The organism is Qipengyuania citrea, assembly GCF_024171405.1.
GTDB lineage: Bacteria > Pseudomonadota > Alphaproteobacteria > Sphingomonadales > Sphingomonadaceae > Qipengyuania > Qipengyuania profunda.
In genome coordinates this window covers 73,173-90,941 of record NZ_JALJZT010000002.1, presented here as the reverse complement: position 1 = coordinate 90,941, position 17,769 = coordinate 73,173, and the positions used below count along the sequence as shown (strand labels likewise).

Below are 17,769 nucleotides of genomic sequence, written 5' to 3'. Positions count from 1 at the left end.
ACGGGACGCGTAGGCTGCGCGGCATGCTAGACGTCCACCAGTTCCCCTGCCTGTCCGACAATTACGGTTTCCTGCTCCACGATCCCGCCAGCGGCGAAACCGCGGCGATCGACACGCCCGATGGCGCCGAATATCTCAAGCAGGCCGATGCCAGGGGCTGGCGCATCACGCAGATCTGGAACACGCATTGGCACCCCGACCATGCGGGCGGGAACAAGGCCATCGTCGAAGCCACCGGCGCCACCGTCATCGCACCGCGCGAAGTCGAGCGGCTTACGCCGATCGACCGCGTGGTCGGCAATGGCGACAGCGTCACGCTGGGCGACTGGCAGGCGCGCGTGATCGACGTGTCCGGCCATACCAATGGCCATATCGCCTATCATCTTGCCGAGGCGGACATGGCCTTCGTTGGCGACAGCGTATTCGCGCTGGGCTGCGGGCGGATGTTCGAAGGCGAGCCCGAGCAGTTCTGGAACAGCCTCGACCGGATCCGCCAGCTGCCCGACAATACGCTGCTCTATTGCGCGCATGAATATACCGCGGCGAATGCCAAGTTCGCGCTCCATGCCGATCCCGACAATGCCGAGCTTGCGCTCTACGCCGCGCGGATCGAGGAGAAGCGCGCCAAGGGCGAACCGACCGTCCCGACGCTGCTGTCGCGCGAACTGGCGACCAACCCCTTCCTGCGGGCCGATGATGCCAATCTGCGCGACCGCTGGGGCGGATCGAGCCCCGCAGACACCTTCGCCGCATTGCGCGCCGCCAAGGACAGTTTCTAACCGCGATGAAGGCCGTTCTCGTCCGCGAACTGTCGCCCGACCTGTCGGGGGTCGAGCTGGCCGAGATTGCCCAGCCTGCCGGCGAAGTGCTGGTGCGCGTGCGCGCCGCCTCGCTCAACTACCCCGACCTGCTGATGACCCGGGGCACCTACCAGTTCAAACCCGAGCCGCCCTTTGTCTCGGGTCTCGAGATGGCCGGCGAGGTCCTCGAAGCCCCTGCCGATAGCGGCTTCGTCCCGGGCGACCGGGTCCGCGGCGGGGCCAAGATCGGCGCCTTTGCCGAATATGTCGCGCTGCCCGCTGCCGCGCTGCGCAAGGTGCCCGAGGCGATGGACTTCGCGCACGCTGCCGCGATGGGCGCGGCCTATCACACCGCCTATGTCGCGCTGGTCGAGATCGGCGGGCTGGAAGCCGGACAGACGGTGCTGGTGCATGGCGCCAGCGGGGGGGTCGGCCTTGCCGCCTGCGACCTGGCGCGCGCGATGGGCGCGAAGGTGATCGCCGCCACGCACCGCGAGGATAAGCTGGAGCGTTTGCGCGCCGTCGCCCAGCCCGATGCGGCCATTCTCAACACCGGCCGCTTCCGCGAACAGGTCGGCGAATTGACCGGCGGGCGGCTGTGCGACCTCGTCTTCGACCCCGTGGGCGGCGACGTGTTCGACGAGAGCACGCGCTGCGTGACCTTCGGCGGCAAACTGCTGGTGGTCGGTTTCGTTGCCGGGCGCATCCCCGAAATCGCGGTCAATATCCCGCTGATCAAGGGGTTCTCGGTCGTCGGTGTCCGCGCGGGCGAATATGCCCGTCGTTTCCCCGAGCGCGGCGCCCGCATTGCGCAGGCGATCGACCGGCTCGCCAGCGAGGGGCGGATCGCCCCCCATGTCGAGCGCATCCTCCCCCTCGCCTCATGGCGCGAGGCTTTCGAAGCGATGGCCAATGGCGAGATCATCGGCAAGCTCGTGCTCGAACCGTAGAATTGCCCCGCTGAAACGCAAAAGGGCGGCCCCGCAGGACCGCCCTTTCGAAATCACCATGACAGCCGAAATCAGATCCCGGCGATCACCGTATCGGCCAGCGCCTTGTCGGCCGCGGCATCGTGCTTTTCGGCAATCAGCTTGCGGCTGGCATGGGTCGCGGCATTGACCGCGCGATTGCGGACATCGTCGACCGCTTCGCGCTCGGCTGCAGCGATCTTGTCCTCGGCCATCCGCTTGCGGCGCTCGACCATGGCCTTGCTGTCGGCCTCGGCCTTTTCGAGCAGCGCGTCGGCTTCGTGCCGGGCATTGACCAGCATCGCTTCGGCGTCCTTTTCGGCACCGGCGATCTTGGCGGCATATTCCTGGCGCAGCGCTTCGGCTTCGGCGCGCAGTTGCTTGGCTTCGTCGAGCTGGTCCTTGATCGCGGCAATCTTGCCGTCGAGCCCGCCGGCGATGGTCTTGTGGACCTTGGCCCCGAAGAGCGCGATCAACAGGAGGACGAGCATCGACAGCGAGACGATCTGGAACGGCGCCAGGCCCCACAGTTCGGGTTCGGAATGCGTTCCGGCACCGCCGTGGCCGTCCTCGACGAGGACCTGGGCCGCTTCGGTGGCGAAGACTTCGGGCGCGGCGTTAGCCATGGCTCAGGGCCTCCTTGACGGCCTTAGTGGCGACGGGCTTGGTCACGCTGACGCCGGCGAGACGCGAGACGATGTCCTGCGCCGCTTCGGCAGCAACCGCTTCGACTTCGGTCAGCGCCGCAGTGCGGGCTTCGGCGATACGGTCTTCGGCTTCGGCAAGTTTCTTGTCGAGCCGCGCCTGTGCCGCCTTCAGCTTCTTTTCGGACTTGGCCGCAGCCTCGTCCTTGGCCCCGGCCACGATTGCCTGCGCCGCGGCGCGGTTCTCGTTCTCGCGGACCCGCCAGGCTTCTTCCTCGGCGTCGGCGGCATCGCGCGCAGCCTTGGCTGCAGCGAGATCGGCGGCGATCTGGCCGTCACGCTGGGCGACGGTTTCCATCACCCTCGGCACCATGCCGCGGCCGATGACGAAGAAGGTGATGCCGAAAAAGACCAGCAGCCAGAAGACCTGGCTGGACCATGTTTCGGCAAGCTGTGCGATCTGGGGCATGGCAGCTCTCGAAAGGCGGGTACGAAAAATTCACGGCACCGGCCAGGGCATGTCCCCGGCCGGTGCGATATCGGCAGTCGCGTTTAGGCGACGAAGATGAGGATCATCGACACGACGAACGCCAGCAGGCCGAGAAGTTCGGCAGCGGCGAAGCCGATGAACAGACGGCCCTGCTGGCCGTCGGCAGCACCCGGATTGCGCAGCGCGCTTTCGAGGAACGAACCGAAGACGTTACCCACACCGATCGCGGCCATACCGGCACCGATCGCTGCGAGGCCTGCACCGATGAGCTTTGCAGCTTCCATTTCCATGACAAACTCCTTTGAAAAATCTGATTGATAGATGACTTAGTGAAGGTTCTCGGCGTCGTTGATATACAGCGACGTCAGAAGTGCGAAAACATAGGCCTGGATACCGGCGACCAGCAGCTCGAGAGCGCAGATGCCGATCATCAGGATAAAGCTGGGCAGGCCGACCATCAGGCCGAAAGTGGCGCCGGCATTGGTGCCGTCGATCACGAAGCTCGACAGCACTTCGAGCAGCACGTGGCCGGCCATCATGGCGACGAACAGGCGCAGGCCGAGACTGAACGGACGCACCATGAACGAGATGAACTCGATCGGCGCGATGATCGGAATCATCGGCAGCGGCGTGCCCTGCGGCACGAACAGGCTGAAGAAGTGGAAACCGTGCTTCCAGAAGCCGACCAGCAGCACGATCGAGAAACTGATGATCGCCAGCACGCCGGTGACGGTGAAGTGGCTGGTGAAGGTAAACGGGTGCAGCCCGAAAATCCCCAGCGGCAGCAGGCCGAGGAGGTTGGCGAACAGGATGAACATGAACAGGCTGAAGACATAGGGCACGTATTTGCGACCCGCCTTGCCGATATTGGCTTCCAGCATGTTGTCGATGAAACCGGTGAAGGTCTCCACCGTCATCTGCCAGCGCCCGGGCACCAGCTCGCGCTTCATTCCGCCCAGCACGAAGAGGAAGAGCACCACGGTGGTGATCAGCATCCACATTGCGCTGTTGGTGAAGGCGATGTTGTAGCCGGCCAGTTCCCAACCGCCCGAACCGCCAAGCGGTTCGATGGTGAACTGGTACATCGGATCGACTTTGGCCTGCTCGGCTGCCACGTCTGTCTCGTCCCTAGAACCTGTAACGAACGCCCCGGAAATCCCGCGCGGGGATCATTCGTCGGGGCGCTTGTTTGCCGCACGGAAAATGTTTCTGAAGGCGACCACTATTCCGAGGAACAGGCCGATCAACAGACCCCAGGGATTGGTACCGGTGAAATAGCCGATGGCATAACCGATGACCGCACCGCCAAGAAGCCCGCCGAGAAGGTCCGCCAGAACCCGGTTGCCGCTGCGATAATTCGCATCGGCACCCGAAGCCGTGGGACGGTTACGCTGCTCTTCGCGCTGCTGGGCGGCCGAGAGCCGCTTCTCCAGCGCGTCGATCCGCGCATCCTCCTCGATAGGTTCCCGTGCGGGTTCGTCGTCGCTCATGCCTTGCTCCTTCTAAGGGGGTTGCGCGGCACGGGCACGGACTTGCCCGCCGAGGGCGCCGACCCCTTAGAAGGGGGGTCGTGGCGAGTCAACACGGAGCGGAGCTAGCGGCGCCCGAAGTATCGCAAAAAACCCGCTTTCCTTACGGGCAACGCGGATCGCGCAACGGGGCGCCGGTGCCGCGGGTCTGCCAGCTGCCATCGGGCGCCTGGTATTTCTCGCCCGGTTCGGTGGCGAGGATCGCCTGACACCCGGCAGTCAGGGCATATTCCTCGATCGTCGCATTGTTCGCCTTGGCGCGTTCGGAATAAACCGCGCGGCGCTTGATGTTGATGTCGTTGACGATCCGGCGCAGCGCGGGCGTTTCGCCGACCACGATACCCAGATAGCCATCCATCCGCTCGCCGACCTGGCCCGAGGAACGGGCAGCGGCATAGGCGGGGTCGCGCTGCGCGAAGGCCGGTGCGGCGAAGCCGCCCAGCGCGGTGGCCATGGCCGCAGCCACCAGAACCGGTTTCGTCATCTTGTTCATAATGTCACCCATCAGAAGATATCCGCATTGTCCTCGATCGTATTGCCCGCATCCTCGGCGAGCCGGTAGATCACTTCCTGGCGGATGTTGACGTTCAGCTCGATCACGATCGGCTCTTCGGGCGCATTTACGGTAATGCATCCGCCCAGCGCGACTGTGGCCAGCATGGCGGTCGCCATCCTCCCGGTCAATTTGGGGTATTTCATAGCCCTCACTCGCTTTCCTGCTCCTGAATAGGGATTTCATCCGGAATGATGTCGTCCGGGTCGATAATGGGTTCGGCCTCGGCGCCGGTGATCGAACGGCGCAGCAATCGCGTGCCATCGTCGGACAGCAAGCCCAGCGAACGGGGATCGCGCACCGATGCCGGATCGTACAGCGATTTGAGATTGTTCAACAGCTGGTAGAACTGGGCCTTGATGTTGATGCGGAACTGCAGCGGCAGCGAGGCGAGGCGCTTGGTGACGAAGTTGGACTTGGCGCCCTCCCCCTGCCGGATTCCGTCGAAGCGGACACGGGTCACGATCTCGCCGGTCAGCGGGCCTTCCATGATCACCCGCATCTGCGAATAATCAAGGCTCTTCAGCGCATCGAAGGCAAAGTTGGCGATCGGCGAGAGGTCCTCATAGGTCAGTCCGCCAACATAGGAGACTGTGCCGCCCGGCGGGCGCGAAATGAGGACGCCGGTATCGATCCGGCCATTGCCGCGTTCGTCGAACACGATCGGTACCGTCCCGTCGAACAGCCCCGTCGCGGTGATGTTCTCCAGTTCCATCTCGGTGACGAAGGTCCCGGCATCCAGACCGACGATCTCGAAGATGTAGCGCCGTTCCTCGCTGACTCCGAGATTGAGATCGACATCGCGCAGGATCAGCTGCCCGCCCATGAACGGCCAGGTGCCACCCGACACCGCGAGCAATTCGCCGTTTTGCAGTGCAAAGCCGACTTCGCCGTCGAACACCTCGACCCCGGGATTGACCGAAGCGACGCGAATCGTCTGCCCGGGCGCAGTCGTCAAATTGAGCAAATCGGTAAACTCGATCGTCCCGCTGGCGCCCTTCACCGGGCCAAAGGCGGCGGCGAAATCGAGGTCGTCGGTGGTAAAGCGCCCGGTGCTGGTCACGGTCCCGTCTGCCGCCCAGTCGATCCGGCCGCGTCCGGTGACGGTTCCTTCGGTATTGGCGACCACGCCCTTGGTCAGGCTCGACAGCTCCATCGGCTGCAGCCCGGCATCGAACTGCAGGCCGGGCACCGCAAGATCGGCAAAGCCCGCACCACTGGCCAGATCGTGGCGAATATCGACCGCGGTGACGAGCCGGTCGCTCGCCGGATGGCGCAAATCGGCCTGCGCAGCGATGACATTGTCGATCAGCGCAAGCATCGCACCGCGCGCGACCAGCGGCTCGAACCGTGCGGGTTCGTCGCGGTCGACCAGCGTGAACTCGCCTTCCTCGATCGCCAGCTGGCCATCGGCGAAACGCCACTGGCCGCTGGCCTGCGTCAGGTTCATCGGCACCGCCGCGAGCGCAATATCCGCATCGCTGAACGTCCCCGCAATATCGTCGCCCAGGCGCGCCTCCAGCCCCGACACGCGGAACCGGCTGGCGGTGTCCGCCGGGCCGAGCGCGACATCGATTGCCTTGGCGGTCATCACACCGGGATAAGCAAAACCGACCGGACCGGAGGCGAGCCGGATCGGCGTTTCGCCCAGATATCCCTCCAGATCGAGCGACGATGTTCCAGCGGCGATCCGCAGGCCGCCGGGTCCGCTGTTCAGAATCGCGCGCCCACGCGGCGGGCACAGCGTCAGGCCGCGCTTCTCGAAGGCGAGGTTGGCGAGTTCGAGGCGATCGAAGCGGACATCGGTGCACGACCGCCACAAAGCGAGCTGTCCGTCGCCGTACCGCCCCTCGACCGGCAATTGCAGATTGGTCGCCGAGCCGCCCGGCAGCGCGCCGCTGGCCTCCACCCGGCCCGCAAAGCCGAGCGCCCCGCCCGGCCCCTGCGCGATCATGATCTGCGGCACGGCAAGCACCGAACTGCCCGCAGCATACCGTTCCATCGCCAGGCGGAAGATCGACCCGCCCGAATCGCTGCGCTCCATCCGCCCGCTGATCCGCGGCATGTCCGCGCCGCCGGTGGCGATATTGCCCAAGATGCGCGGCATTTCGCCGGTACGTGCGGCGATTTCGACGCGCGATAACGACACCAGCCGCGCGCCGCTGCCGCCGCGCAATTCGGCGCGCGGGGTGAGCAGCGAATACCCCTCGGGATCGAACCGCAAACGGATATCGGCATCGAGCGCGCTGCCGCGGGTCTCCGCCTGCAAGGCATTCGCCATCTTGCGGGTCAGCGGTGCGACCAGCGTCCCCTCGCCCGTCCGCGCGAGCGATTCCACCGTCGCCACCAATCCGCGCCCGAGCCGCAGCCCATTGCCTTCCAGGCTGCCTTCGAGCTGGAGCCGCTCGACCCCGTCGCTGGCACGCAACTGCCCTTCGGCGGTCAGCACCGCCGCAAGCACCTGCGGGGTATCGACCCCGCGTGCTGCGAGCGAATATTTCGCGGTCGTCAGCCGGTCGCGCATTTGCGCGCGAACCGTGCCCATGATGGCGGAAGCGGTATTGCCCGCAAACCGCGTTTCGCCGCCCTCGAGGCGTGCCTCGATCGCGGGGTTTGCCAATCGCGTGTCGGCCGCGACCGTGAGGTCCAGCGCATAGTCGTCGAGCGTGAGCGCCTGGTCTTCGCACGCCAGCGAGGCGAGACGCACCGGGCCGGAGAATTGCGGTTCGCCAGAGGTCGAGGTGAGCTTGCCATAGGCGCTCGTCCGGCCGGCTTCACACCCCGGCAGCGCAAGCCCGGGCGCAAGCGCTGCCAGCGTCCCGTCCCAGCCATGGCTGACCAGTCCGGCGCCCGCGATCTTGAGGCCGACCGGCCCGTAATCGGTTTCGATCAAGCCGCGCCCGTCGCGGATGGTCAGATTGAGGTTGGGCAGGCCGGCAGGGCTTTCGCTCGGCCCGAACACCAGCGGGTCGAGGCTTCCCAGGCTGAACTTGCCATCACGATAGGTCCCGTAGAGACGTGGTTCGACCAGCGTGACCCCGCCGATCTCGGGCACGCCGAAGCGGTGCCGCAGCGTTACGATCACCCGTTCAGCGGTAAAATCGGGCGCATCAGGGTCGCCGAGCACGACCTGCGACAGCACCTGCGTCTGGCCGCCGACGCGGTCGATCGTGTAACTGGCGGGGATATTGTTCGCATCGAGCTGGTCACGGATGATGTCGTCGACAATCTGCTCGCGCGACATCCAGACCGCCAGCGCGGCGCCCAGCAACAACGCAAGGAAGCCAAGCGCAATCGCCCAGCGCTTGCGGCGCCAGCCTGCCCGCCGCACGGAATCGGCGGCCGTCATGTCATCGTCGCTCGCGGCCCGCTCCATCGATCCCACACTTGCGCGTATTGCCTGCTAAAGGCAATGCAAGTGCGTCAAACGCGGCGCATGGGGGAATGGTTGCCGGCGGATACGAATAAATCGGCGACGCATGCCGGTGCCGGGCACCGACAGCGTCTGCGCGAACGCCTGCTGTCGGGCGGTGCCGAAGCGCTTGCCGATTATGAACTGCTCGAATTCCTGCTGTTCGCCGCGATCCGCCAGGGCGATACCAAGCCGCTGGCCAAGGCGCTGATTGCCCATTTCGGGTCGTTCTCGGGCGTACTCGCCGCCGATCCGCTGGCGCTGCAACGGGTCAAGGGCATGGGCGAAGCCAGCGCCGCGGCGCTCTACGCCTGCAGTCTGGCCGCGCGGCGGATGGCGCGCGGCGCAGTACAGGACAAGCCGGTGCTGGCGAGCTGGCAGGCGCTGCTCGATTATCTCGCGATCGACATGGCGCATCTCGCTCACGAGCGCGTCCGCGTGCTTTACCTGAATGCGCAAAACCGGCTGATCCTCGACCACCTGCTTGGCGAGGGGTCGATCGACGAGGCGGCGATCCACCCGCGCGAAGTAATCCGCAAGGCGTTCGATATCGGCGCGACCGCGTTGATCCTGGTGCACAACCACCCCAGCGGCAATCCCGAGCCCAGCCGTGCCGATATCGCAATCACCGCGCGGATTGCCGAGGCCGGCCGCCTGCTCGGCGTGACTGTGCACGACCATGTGATCATCGGCCGCGAGGGCAATGTCTCGCTGCGCGCGAAGGGCCTGATCTGATCAGCGCGGGACCAGGCCGTAGCCCTTATACTGGCGATCGATGCCGGGTTCGATACGGCGGGCGTAAATCAGATCCTCGCGTCCGCTCTTGTCACCGTTCTCCAGCCGGATCAGGCCGCGCAGGAACAGGCTCGCCGCCTGCCCTGGCTCCTGCGCCAGTGCCGCCTCCAGATCCGCCATCGCCTCGTCCTTGCGGCCAAGACGGTAATAGGCAAGCGCGCGGCTATCGAGCACGCCGGGCGCATTGCCCGAGACCGCAACTGCCCGGTCGCAGACCTCCTCGGCCAGTTCGAGCTGGTAGCTCCAGATACCCGCGGTCCAACACTGCGAATTGAGCAGTGATACGTCGTCGGGCTGCCGGTCGAGAGCGACCTGGAGCCGGTCCCACGCCTCGGCGGCGCGGTCCGCATGGCCGGACATTTCGGCCCACGCGGTGTCGACGTCAACGCCCTCGTCCCCCGACAGGCCCAGCCGGTCGAGCAAGTCGAGCGCCTCGTCCGCGCGGCCCGCCAGCGACAGTCGCAGCGCGAGGTTCGAGGCATATTCGAAATCGCCCTGCAAATCGAAAGCGGTCTGCGCATCCGCCAGCGCCAAATCGTATTCGCCCATGGCGTTGTAGGCCTCTCCGCGCAGCAGATACAGCTCTGCGCTGCCTTCCAGATCGATCGCGCGATCCAAATCGGCGATCGCATCCTCGTAGTCGCGCGCCAGGGTCAACAGGGTCCCGCGAAAGGCGTGGAAGGCCGCCATATCGGACTTGAGCTCGATCAGTTTCGACGCGCCGTCGATATGCGGCTGGAGCCGCCGGGCGATGGTCTTGTCGTCAAGCTCCCACAGCCGCGCGGGGCCCTCGATGCGCAGCACCGGGTCCCCGCTGGCGATCCGGCGAATGGCACGGCGCGCATCGCCGAGTTCGGCCGCCGGAATCTCGGTGGGAACATAGGATGTGGAATCCCGGAATTCGAACGTCTCCTCGCCCAGTTCGGCGGCGCGGGTGAAGCGTGTCCCCGCTGCGAGCTCGTCGAGTGTGTCGATACCGCTCAGCTGAACAGCGTCGCTGTTTTCGGGCAGCTGGTAGGTCCACTGTTCCGCCATCGTCAGCGGGCCACCGGTGCGATAGGGGATCTCGCGCCATGCCGAGCGCGCACGATCTGGCTGGAAGCTCCAATTGGTGGTCGCCCCGGTCACATAATGGCTGGCGACGCCGCGATCGAATTCGAACTGGTCGAAGGCCATGCCCTCGGCGACCAGCCGGGCAACCCCGGCCTCGTCGTCATAGGTAATGCGCGCGTCGTAAACGACGCCCCCGATGACGTCTTCGAGATACTTGGTCGCCGCCCCGACCACGATCATCTGATCGTCCAGCGCAGCCTCCGTGCGCCAACGCGCACCCATCGAGCCGCGAAATTCGATGTCGGCGGTATACAGCACAGGCATGTCGACCCCTGCCGACATGTCATAGGTCACTTTCAGCAGCCGGTCGGGCGCTTGGGGCCAGCGCTGCGTGACCGGGATCAGGTCGGCGCCTTCGCTGCGGATCGGCAGGGCCCAGCCGAAGTCGGGCACTTCGTCGATCGTCGCCAGCCGCGACCCGGCATTGGTCCCGTCGAGCCAATAGTCCGTGCCGGCGATATGCGCGCGCACGATCATGTGGTCGAAGGCGCCCGGGATCGGCTGCGAAATCGCCACCGCATCGCCATTGTCGCTATCGACCAGTACCGCTTCGGCCTCGATCCCCATCGCGCGCAGCATGGCCAGCAGCAGCAGGCTCTTGGCCTTGCAGTCGCCATAGCGGTTCGCCCAGGTCAATTCGGGCGCCTGGGGCAGGTAATTGCCGCCGTCCATGCCGTTGAGCAGGTAGCTGACCTCGTCCTGCACCATCCGCAATGCCATCGCCGCGCGTTCGAGCGGCACGTCGGTGGCGTGTTCGATCCGCGCCACCTCGCTGGCGATCGCGCCGGCGGGCGCAATGGTACCCTCGGTCGTGAAATAGCGGCTCATCGACTGCGAGACGTGGGCCCAGTCGGTAAAGCTGCCGACCTGGATTTGCGGCCCCACCGTAAACCGGCCCGGCGCATCCTCGGGCATGGGGTCGGGCTCGGCCACCGGCAGGCTGAAATCGAGCACGGTATACCCGCTCTCGTTCCAGCTCTCGGGCGCAGCCACATCGCCCAGCGTCTTCCACTGTATCGGCGCCGATTCGGGCCATGACAGCCGCAGGCGTCCCAGCCCGATCTTGGTCGGCTCGGCAACAATTCCTTCGGCAAACTGCATTTCGCCCGCCAGCGCCTGGTCGCGCAGGGTGCTCGACGATGTTACCCGCAGCACATCGCCGATCTTCAGCCCCGGAATGGCGAAAGCGGCGGTCAGCACGCCATCGACCGAGCGCCGCTCGAGTTCGCGTTCGCGGCGCAGGATTTCGGGCCGCAGCCCCCCGGCAAGAAGATCGATGACCGCGCCATCGCGCAGGATTTCGAGCCGGTGCACCGCCAGGTCGCCCTTGTCAGGCAGCCAGGCCAGCTGGATCGTTCCCGCCTGCTGCAACGTCTGCGTGGTGTCGAGCCAATAGGCGATATCGGTGTAGCGCGTGACGGTCCCGTCCTCGAGGCGGACCTGCCGGTCGTAAAGGGGAATGTTGTCGCGCGATTCCGCAAGGCCGCCGTCATACAGCGGTTCGACCCAGGCGGGCGGTTCGACATAACGGACTTCCTCACCCGCCAACACGGGAGCGGCGAGGACAAACAGCGGCACGGCAACAAGCGAACGGTACGACAAGTCTTTGGAACTCCCCCTAATTCCCGCGCATCTATGCGATAAGCGGCGGCCTGCCAATATTTCGCCGCCCGAAAGCTGTTGTTTCGCGCCGCGCGTGCCGCGCGCACCACAGTGCGGACCGGCTCGCGCGAACCTTGCTATTCGGTTGCGCTCCGCCTAGCGGCAGCGCCACGTTTCAGCCCCTATCGCATCCGGAGCTCACCATGGTCCCCCGCTACGCCCGTCCCGAAATGACCGCTTTGTGGGAGGCCGAGGCGAAGTATCGCATCTGGTTCGAAATCGAGGCGCATGCGACCGAAAAGCTGGGCGAATTGGGCGTGGTCCCGCCGAGCGCGGCCAAGGCGCTGTGGGACTGGTGGGCAACCGATCCCAAGATCGACGTCGAGGCGATCGACGCGATCGAAGCGGTCACCAAGCACGATGTCATCGCCTTCCTTACCTGGGTGGCCGAGAATGTCGGCGACGAAGCGCGCTTCATGCACCAGGGCATGACCAGCAGCGACGTGCTCGACACGACGCTGGCGGTCCAACTGGCCCGCTCTGCCGATATCCTGCTGGCCGATCTCGACGGCCTGCTCGAGGCGATCAAGCGCCGCGCCGAGGAACACAAATACACGCCCACCATCGGGCGCAGCCACGGCATCCATGCCGAACCGGTGACCTTCGGGCTCAAGCTGGCGCAGGCCTATGCCGAATTCGACCGCTGCAAGACCCGCCTGCTCGCGGCGCGCGCGGAAATTGCGACCTGCGCCATTTCGGGTGCTGTCGGCACTTTCGCCAATATCGACCCGCAGGTGGAAGAGCATGTAGCCGACAAGCTCGGCCTGACCGTGGAGCCGGTCTCGACGCAGGTCATCCCGCGCGACCGGCACGCGATGTTCTTTTCGACGCTCGCGGTTATCGCCGGTTCGATCGAGCGGCTGGCGGTCGAGGTTCGCCATCTCCAGCGCACCGAAGTGCTCGAGGCGGAAGAATATTTCTCGCCCGGCCAGAAGGGGTCGAGCGCGATGCCGCACAAGCGCAACCCGATCCTGACCGAGAACCTCACCGGCCAGGCGCGCATGATCCGCGCCTATGCCCTGCCCGCGCTGGAAAACGTGGCGCTGTGGCACGAGCGCGATATCTCGCATTCCTCGGTCGAACGCTTCATCGGCCCCGATGCCTGCATCACGCTCGATTTCGCGCTCGCGCGGCTGACCGGCGTGGTCGACAAGCTGCTGGTCTATCCCGAGCGCATGCAAGCGAACATGGACCGCATGGGCGGGTTGATCCATTCGCAGCGCGTGCTGCTGGCGCTGACGCAGAACGGGGTCAGCCGCGAGGATGCCTATCGCCTCGTCCAGCGCAATGCGATGAAGGTGTGGGAATCGGATGGCCGGCTGACGCTGCTCGACCTGCTCAAGCGCGACGAGGATGTCACCGCCGCGCTCGGCGCCCAGCAGCTCGAGGAGAAATTCGACCTCGAATACCACTTCAAGCATGTCGACACGATCTTCGCGCGGGTCTTCGGCTAGACGCGGGACGGGTCCCGGCCTAGCATCGCCCGACAAGACACAAGAGGGGCTTCACTTCATGCAAATCGTGCGCACCATCGGTTGGGTCCTGCTGCTGTTCTCGCTGCTGGCCTTCAGCTTTTTCAACTGGAAGCCGGTCGAAGTGCAGATCTGGTCGAACCTCGTGCTCGAGACCAAGCTGCCCGCGCTGGTGATCATTTCCTTCCTGCTCGGCCTGGTGCCGATGTGGCTGGTTCACCGCGCCAGCAAATGGCGTGCGCAGCGGCGCATCAATGCGCTGGAGGCTGCGACCACCCGCCTGGCAACTCCGGCTGCGGCACCCGCGCCCGCGCCGACGCAAACGCCCACCGCCGAGACACCCGCCAGCGACCTGCCGCCCGAACCGGTCAATCCGGTCGACCCCGAGCCGTCGAAACCCGCATGACCAACCCTATCTATCTTGCACTCGACGTTCCGCACCTGCGCGACGGCCTCGATCTGGCCAAGAAGGTCAAGGGCCATGTCGGCGGGATCAAGCTGGGGCTCGAATTCTTCTGCGCACATGGCGCGCACGGGGTGCACATGATCGGCCAGCTTGGCCTGCCGATCTTCCTCGACCTCAAGCTCTACGACATTCCCAACACCGTTGCCGGCGCGATGCAGGCGATCCACGTGCTCGAACCGAGCATCGTCACGGTGCATGCCAGCGGCGGGCGCGCGATGCTCGAGGATGCCAAGGCCGCGGCGGGAGAGAATACCAGGGTCGTGGGCGTCACCATGCTCACCAGCATGGACGATCGCGACCTTGAGCGCACCGGCATCAGGGGCAGCGCGCACGATCATGTGAAGCGCCTCGCCGAATTGTCGCACGAAGCGGGTCTCGACGGCATTGTTTGCTCGGGTCAGGAAATGAAGGCGGTCCACGACCAGTGGAAGGATGGCTTCTTCGTCGTTCCCGGCCTGCGCCCGGCAGGCAGCGCCGTGGGCGACCAGAAACGCGTCGTCACTCCGCGCCAGGCGCGCGACGATGGCGCCAGCGTGCTGGTGATCGGCCGCCCGATCAGCCGCGCCGAAGATCCCGCGCAGGCCGCGCGCGATATCGAAGCGACGCTCTAGGACACTCCATGTCGGTTCAGATCAAGATTTGCGGGCTCTCGACGCCCGAAACCGTGGACGCCGCGATCGAAGCGGGCGCGACGCATATCGGGCTCGTGCATTACGAACCCTCTCCGCGGCATGTCGCGCTCGACCAGGCCCGGGAACTGCGTGATCGGGTTCGCGGCAAAGCCAAGGCGGTGTTGCTGCTGGTCAATGCCGATCCCGAGCTGACCGGGCGCGCGCTCAACGCGATCCAGCCCGACATCATCCAATTCCACGGGAGCGAGACGCCCAAGTGGATCGGCGGCATACGCCGGAGCCTGTCCTATGAAGTGTGGAAGGCAGTCGGGCTGAAAGACGCGGGCACGCTGACCCGCAGCGAGAAATATATCGGCATGGTCGATCGCCTGCTGTTCGATGCCCCCGCCAAGAAGCTGCCGGGTGGCAATGGCACGGCCTTCGATTGGTCGCTGCTTGCCGGGCACGACCACAAGATCGACTGGGCGCTGGCCGGCGGCCTCACGGCAGACAACGTCGCCGAGGCGATCCGCGCGACCCAAGCACCGCTGGTCGATACCTCGAGCGGGGTGGAAAGTGCGCCCGGCGTCAAGGATCCGCAGCGTATCGCCGACTTCTGCCGCGCCGTGCGGAGCGCCTGACGCACCGCCTGAATACCTGCGGTCCGCAGTCCTGATGCTCTGCAAAATAGCAAAGCTGTCTCGACTTCGCCTCTTGGCAACGGCAAGGGGAAAGCGATGACCGAAATCAATCCCAACTCCTACCGCACCCAGCCCGACGAGCGCGGGCATTTCGGCGATTACGGCGGGCGCTATGTCGCCGAAACGCTGATGCCGCTGGTGCTCGATCTCGAGCGTGAATATCGCGCGGCGCAGGCCGATCCCGAATTCCAGCGTGAATTCGACAATTTGCTCGAACATTATGTCGGCCGCCCCAGCCCGCTCTATTTCGCCGAGCGGCTGACCGAGGCGGTCGGGGGTGCGCAGATCTGGTTCAAGCGCGACGAATTGAACCATACCGGCGCGCACAAGATCAACAATTGCATCGGGCAGATCCTGCTCGCGATCCGCATGGGCAAGACGCGCATCATCGCCGAAACCGGCGCGGGCCAGCACGGCGTCGCCACCGCCACCGTCTGCGCGCGCTTCGGCCTGCCCTGCGTGGTCTACATGGGCGCGGAAGATGTCCGGCGGCAGTCGCCCAACGTCTTCCGCATGAAGCTGCTCGGCGCCGAAGTGGTGCCCGTGACCAGCGGGCGCGGCACGCTCAAGGACGCGATGAACGAGGGGCTGCGCGACTGGGTCGCCAATGTCCACGACACGTTCTACATCATCGGCACCGCCGCGGGGCCGCATCCCTACCCCGAGCTTGTCCGCGACTTCCAGAGCGTGATCGGCAAGGAAGCGCGCCAGCAGATGCAGGACCGTATCGGCCGCCTGCCCGACCTGCTGGTCGCGGCGATCGGCGGCGGCTCGAACGCGCTGGGCCTGTTCCACCCCTTCCTCGACGATCCGGACGTGAAGATGCTCGGCGTGGAGGCGGCAGGCCACGGCCTCGACGGCGACGAACACGCAGCCAGCCTGCTCGGCGGTTTCCCCGGCGTGCTCCACGGCAACAAGACCTATTTGCTGCAGGACGAGGACGGCCAGATCACCAAAGGCCACTCGATCAGCGCCGGGCTGGACTATCCCGGCATCGGCCCCGAACACGCCTGGCTCAAGGATATGGAGCGCGTCGAATACACCGCGATTACCGACGAGGAAGCATTGGAGGCCTTCCAACTCCTCTGCCGCACCGAGGGCATCATCCCCGCGCTCGAACCCAGCCACGCGATCGCGGCGGTGGCCAAGCGCGCGAAGGAGATGCCGAAAGACAGCGTCATTCTCGCCAATCTGTGCGGACGCGGGGATAAGGACATCTTCACGGTTGCAGAGCGGCTGGGAGTGGAGATTTGATCGTCAATTTGATCAAGCGTTTTTGGCTCAGTCGCTATGGCCTGCTTTTGCCACTTGTGGTCATTGGAGTCCTAGGCACATCGTCCCTCTTTATATTTGACGCGTGGGACAACGTCAGCACCATCCGGTTGGCAATGCTTGGTAGCTTCATGCTCACCACGTTGATTTGGCTGCGGGTCTCATCGAGAAAGAATGCCTAATCGTGACCGGCCTATCGATCACTGTCACCAAACCTGACCTGTCCTACACCACGCAGAACATGCAATTGTCGCCGCATGGCCCACCATTCTGCCTTATCCGTGATCACACTGAAAAAAGGCCCATCCATGCCAGCAAGCTTTTCTGCCCTTGGACAGTGCAGCACCCGGTCCATGTCTCAGACTTCGGCCGAGTTAGATGAACGAACCTGACCCCATGAACACCCTGAATCGCCTTTCCGCAGCCTTCGCCAAGCCGCACCCCGCGCTCGTTTGCTTCCTGACCGCAGGCGACGGCGACACGGCGGCCAATCTCGACGCGCTGGTTGAAAGCGGCGCGGATGTGATCGAGCTGGGCATGCCTTTTACCGATCCGATGGCCGACGGCCCCGCGATCCAGCAGGCCAATATCCGCTCGCTCGGCAAGGGCACGACGACCGCCGGTGTACTGCGCATCGCGACCGAGTTCCGCGCACGCCATCCCGAGGTGCCGCTGGTGCTGATGGGCTATGCCAACCCGATGATCCGCCGCGGACCCGAATGGTTCGCGCAAGCCGCGAAGAATGCGGGCGTCGACGGCGTGATCTGCGTCGACATCCCGCCCGAGGAAGACGACGCGCTCGGCCCCCAACTGCGTGATGCGGGAATCGCCCCCATCCGGCTCGCCACCCCCACCACCGACGACAAGCGCCTGCCCGCGGTTGTCGAAGGAAGCGAAGGCTTCCTCTACTACGTCGCGGTCGCGGGGATCACCGGGATGCAGCAAGCGGCGATTGAATCGATCGAGGCGAATGTGTCGCGCATCAAGGCGGCGACCGATATTCCCGTCGCGGTCGGCTTCGGTGTGCGCACGCCCGAACAGGCCCGCGAGATTGCGCGGGTGGCCGATGGCGTGGTCGTGGGTTCGGCGCTGGTCGAACTGGTGGCCGAGCATGGCACCGACGCGCCGGCCAAGCTGCGCGAACTTACCGCGTCGCTGGCAGAAGCCGTTCACGCCGCCCGCTAACCCGTCGCCCCTGCGCAGGCAGGGGCCCAGATAACGCATGCGGTGTGCCCGACGATCGCTCAGCTGGATCCCCGCCTGCGCGGGGGTGACGGTCTA

General features: G+C 65.4%; 18 protein-coding genes. 9 read left to right on the top strand and 9 right to left on the bottom strand.

Annotation, left to right across the window (positions count from 1 at the left end):
* The first annotated feature begins 23 nt into the window (after positions 1-23).
* Together gloB and J2S32_RS01305 are read left to right on the top strand one after the other, a co-directional pair.
* Positions 24-779 (top strand): hydroxyacylglutathione hydrolase, encoded by a 756-nt coding sequence (gene gloB, locus J2S32_RS01310; protein ID WP_253515303.1) that lies wholly within the window; start codon positions 24-26, stop codon positions 777-779.
* Between the two features lie 5 nt (positions 780-784).
* Positions 785-1,750, top strand: coding sequence for an NADPH:quinone oxidoreductase family protein (locus J2S32_RS01305; RefSeq protein ID WP_253515302.1), 966 nt, complete (start codon positions 785-787; stop codon positions 1,748-1,750).
* A gap of 71 nt (positions 1,751-1,821) precedes the next feature.
* On the opposite strand, the gene J2S32_RS01300 is transcribed toward J2S32_RS01305, so the two are convergent.
* The 8 genes from J2S32_RS01300 to J2S32_RS01265 all read right to left on the bottom strand — a co-directional run bounded on the left by J2S32_RS01300 (position 1,822) and on the right by J2S32_RS01265 (position 8,360).
* Positions 1,822-2,394, bottom strand: coding sequence for a F0F1 ATP synthase subunit B family protein (locus tag J2S32_RS01300; RefSeq protein ID WP_253515301.1), 573 nt, complete (start codon positions 2,392-2,394; stop codon positions 1,822-1,824).
* The gene (locus tag J2S32_RS01295; RefSeq protein WP_253515300.1) at positions 2,387-2,881 is read right to left on the bottom strand and encodes a F0F1 ATP synthase subunit B family protein; all 495 of its coding nucleotides are present in this window, start codon (positions 2,879-2,881) and stop codon (positions 2,387-2,389) included. Before J2S32_RS01295 ends, J2S32_RS01300 begins: the two co-directional genes overlap by 8 nt.
* Positions 2,882-2,964: 83 nt before the next feature.
* Positions 2,965-3,192 (bottom strand): F0F1 ATP synthase subunit C, encoded by a 228-nt coding sequence (locus J2S32_RS01290; RefSeq protein WP_160726388.1) that lies wholly within the window; start codon positions 3,190-3,192, stop codon positions 2,965-2,967.
* 36 nt (positions 3,193-3,228) lie between these two features.
* Positions 3,229-4,017, bottom strand: coding sequence for a F0F1 ATP synthase subunit A (locus J2S32_RS01285; protein WP_320180020.1), 789 nt, complete (start codon positions 4,015-4,017; stop codon positions 3,229-3,231).
* Positions 4,018-4,071: 54 nt separating this feature from the next.
* Positions 4,072-4,392 (bottom strand): AtpZ/AtpI family protein, encoded by a 321-nt coding sequence (locus J2S32_RS01280; protein WP_253515299.1) that lies wholly within the window; start codon positions 4,390-4,392, stop codon positions 4,072-4,074.
* 142 nt (positions 4,393-4,534) lie between these two features.
* Complete coding sequence (locus J2S32_RS01275) at positions 4,535-4,915, bottom strand: YdbL family protein (RefSeq protein WP_253515298.1); 381 nt, start codon at positions 4,913-4,915, stop codon at positions 4,535-4,537.
* Positions 4,916-4,935: 20 nt separating this feature from the next.
* Positions 4,936-5,130, bottom strand: coding sequence for a YnbE family lipoprotein (locus J2S32_RS01270; protein WP_253515297.1), 195 nt, complete (start codon positions 5,128-5,130; stop codon positions 4,936-4,938).
* Between the two features lie 5 nt (positions 5,131-5,135).
* Positions 5,136-8,360, bottom strand: coding sequence for an intermembrane phospholipid transport protein YdbH family protein (locus J2S32_RS01265; RefSeq protein ID WP_253515296.1), 3,225 nt, complete (start codon positions 8,358-8,360; stop codon positions 5,136-5,138).
* Positions 8,361-8,420: 60 nt separating this feature from the next.
* Here J2S32_RS01265 and radC point away from each other — a divergent pair, with 60 nt between their 5' ends.
* The gene (radC, locus tag J2S32_RS01260; protein ID WP_253522847.1) at positions 8,421-9,131 is read left to right on the top strand and encodes a RadC family protein; all 711 of its coding nucleotides are present in this window, start codon (positions 8,421-8,423) and stop codon (positions 9,129-9,131) included.
* Here the strand turns inward: radC and J2S32_RS01255 are convergent, their stop codons facing one another.
* Positions 9,132-11,882, bottom strand: a complete 2,751-nt coding sequence (locus J2S32_RS01255; protein ID WP_253515295.1) for a DUF3857 domain-containing protein — start codon at positions 11,880-11,882, stop codon at positions 9,132-9,134.
* Between the two features lie 227 nt (positions 11,883-12,109).
* Between J2S32_RS01255 and purB the strand changes: the two genes are divergently transcribed.
* From purB to trpA, 6 genes are all read left to right on the top strand, one after another.
* Complete coding sequence (gene purB / locus J2S32_RS01250; RefSeq protein ID WP_253515294.1) at positions 12,110-13,420, top strand: adenylosuccinate lyase; 1,311 nt, start codon at positions 12,110-12,112, stop codon at positions 13,418-13,420.
* A gap of 58 nt (positions 13,421-13,478) precedes the next feature.
* Positions 13,479-13,844: a LapA family protein gene (locus tag J2S32_RS01245; RefSeq protein ID WP_253515293.1), complete on the top strand. Its 366-nt coding sequence runs from the start codon at positions 13,479-13,481 to the stop codon at positions 13,842-13,844.
* Positions 13,841-14,515, top strand: a complete 675-nt coding sequence (gene pyrF / locus J2S32_RS01240; protein WP_253515292.1) for an orotidine-5'-phosphate decarboxylase — start codon at positions 13,841-13,843, stop codon at positions 14,513-14,515. The genes J2S32_RS01245 and pyrF overlap by 4 nt, the downstream gene beginning before the upstream one ends.
* Before the next feature lie 8 nt (positions 14,516-14,523).
* The gene (locus J2S32_RS01235) at positions 14,524-15,156 is read left to right on the top strand and encodes a phosphoribosylanthranilate isomerase (protein WP_253515290.1); all 633 of its coding nucleotides are present in this window, start codon (positions 14,524-14,526) and stop codon (positions 15,154-15,156) included.
* A 96-nt stretch (positions 15,157-15,252) separates the two neighbouring features.
* Positions 15,253-16,470 (top strand): tryptophan synthase subunit beta, encoded by a 1,218-nt coding sequence (gene trpB / locus J2S32_RS01230; protein ID WP_253515289.1) that lies wholly within the window; start codon positions 15,253-15,255, stop codon positions 16,468-16,470.
* 414 nt (positions 16,471-16,884) lie between these two features.
* Positions 16,885-17,673, top strand: a complete 789-nt coding sequence (trpA, locus tag J2S32_RS01225) for a tryptophan synthase subunit alpha (protein WP_437181913.1) — start codon at positions 16,885-16,887, stop codon at positions 17,671-17,673.
* Positions 17,674-17,769: the final 96 nt, after the last annotated feature.

Excerpts from the sequence above, each read along its gene's own strand:
- J2S32_RS01265 (WP_253515296.1), bottom strand. The coding sequence starts at position 8,360 with ATGGAGCGGGCCGCGAGCGACGATGACATGACGGCCGCCGATTCCGTG.
- purB (WP_253515294.1), top strand. The coding sequence starts at position 12,110 with ATGGTCCCCCGCTACGCCCGTCCCGAAATGACCGCTTTGTGGGAGGCC.
- trpA (WP_437181913.1), top strand. The coding sequence starts at position 16,885 with ATGAACACCCTGAATCGCCTTTCCGCAGCCTTCGCCAAGCCGCACCCC.
- J2S32_RS01245 (WP_253515293.1), top strand. The coding sequence starts at position 13,479 with ATGCAAATCGTGCGCACCATCGGTTGGGTCCTGCTGCTGTTCTCGCTG.
- J2S32_RS01300 (WP_253515301.1), bottom strand. The coding sequence starts at position 2,394 with ATGGCTAACGCCGCGCCCGAAGTCTTCGCCACCGAAGCGGCCCAGGTC.
- pyrF (WP_253515292.1), top strand. The coding sequence starts at position 13,841 with ATGACCAACCCTATCTATCTTGCACTCGACGTTCCGCACCTGCGCGAC.
- J2S32_RS01305 (WP_253515302.1), top strand. The coding sequence starts at position 785 with ATGAAGGCCGTTCTCGTCCGCGAACTGTCGCCCGACCTGTCGGGGGTC.
- J2S32_RS01290 (WP_160726388.1), bottom strand. The coding sequence starts at position 3,192 with ATGGAAATGGAAGCTGCAAAGCTCATCGGTGCAGGCCTCGCAGCGATC.
- trpB (WP_253515289.1), top strand. The coding sequence starts at position 15,253 with ATGACCGAAATCAATCCCAACTCCTACCGCACCCAGCCCGACGAGCGC.
- radC (WP_253522847.1), top strand. The coding sequence starts at position 8,421 with ATGGGGGAATGGTTGCCGGCGGATACGAATAAATCGGCGACGCATGCC.
- J2S32_RS01235 (WP_253515290.1), top strand. The coding sequence starts at position 14,524 with ATGTCGGTTCAGATCAAGATTTGCGGGCTCTCGACGCCCGAAACCGTG.
- J2S32_RS01295 (WP_253515300.1), bottom strand. The coding sequence starts at position 2,881 with ATGCCCCAGATCGCACAGCTTGCCGAAACATGGTCCAGCCAGGTCTTC.
- J2S32_RS01270 (WP_253515297.1), bottom strand. The coding sequence starts at position 5,130 with ATGAAATACCCCAAATTGACCGGGAGGATGGCGACCGCCATGCTGGCC.
- J2S32_RS01280 (WP_253515299.1), bottom strand. The coding sequence starts at position 4,392 with ATGAGCGACGACGAACCCGCACGGGAACCTATCGAGGAGGATGCGCGG.
- J2S32_RS01275 (WP_253515298.1), bottom strand. The coding sequence starts at position 4,915 with ATGACGAAACCGGTTCTGGTGGCTGCGGCCATGGCCACCGCGCTGGGC.
- gloB (WP_253515303.1), top strand. The coding sequence starts at position 24 with ATGCTAGACGTCCACCAGTTCCCCTGCCTGTCCGACAATTACGGTTTC.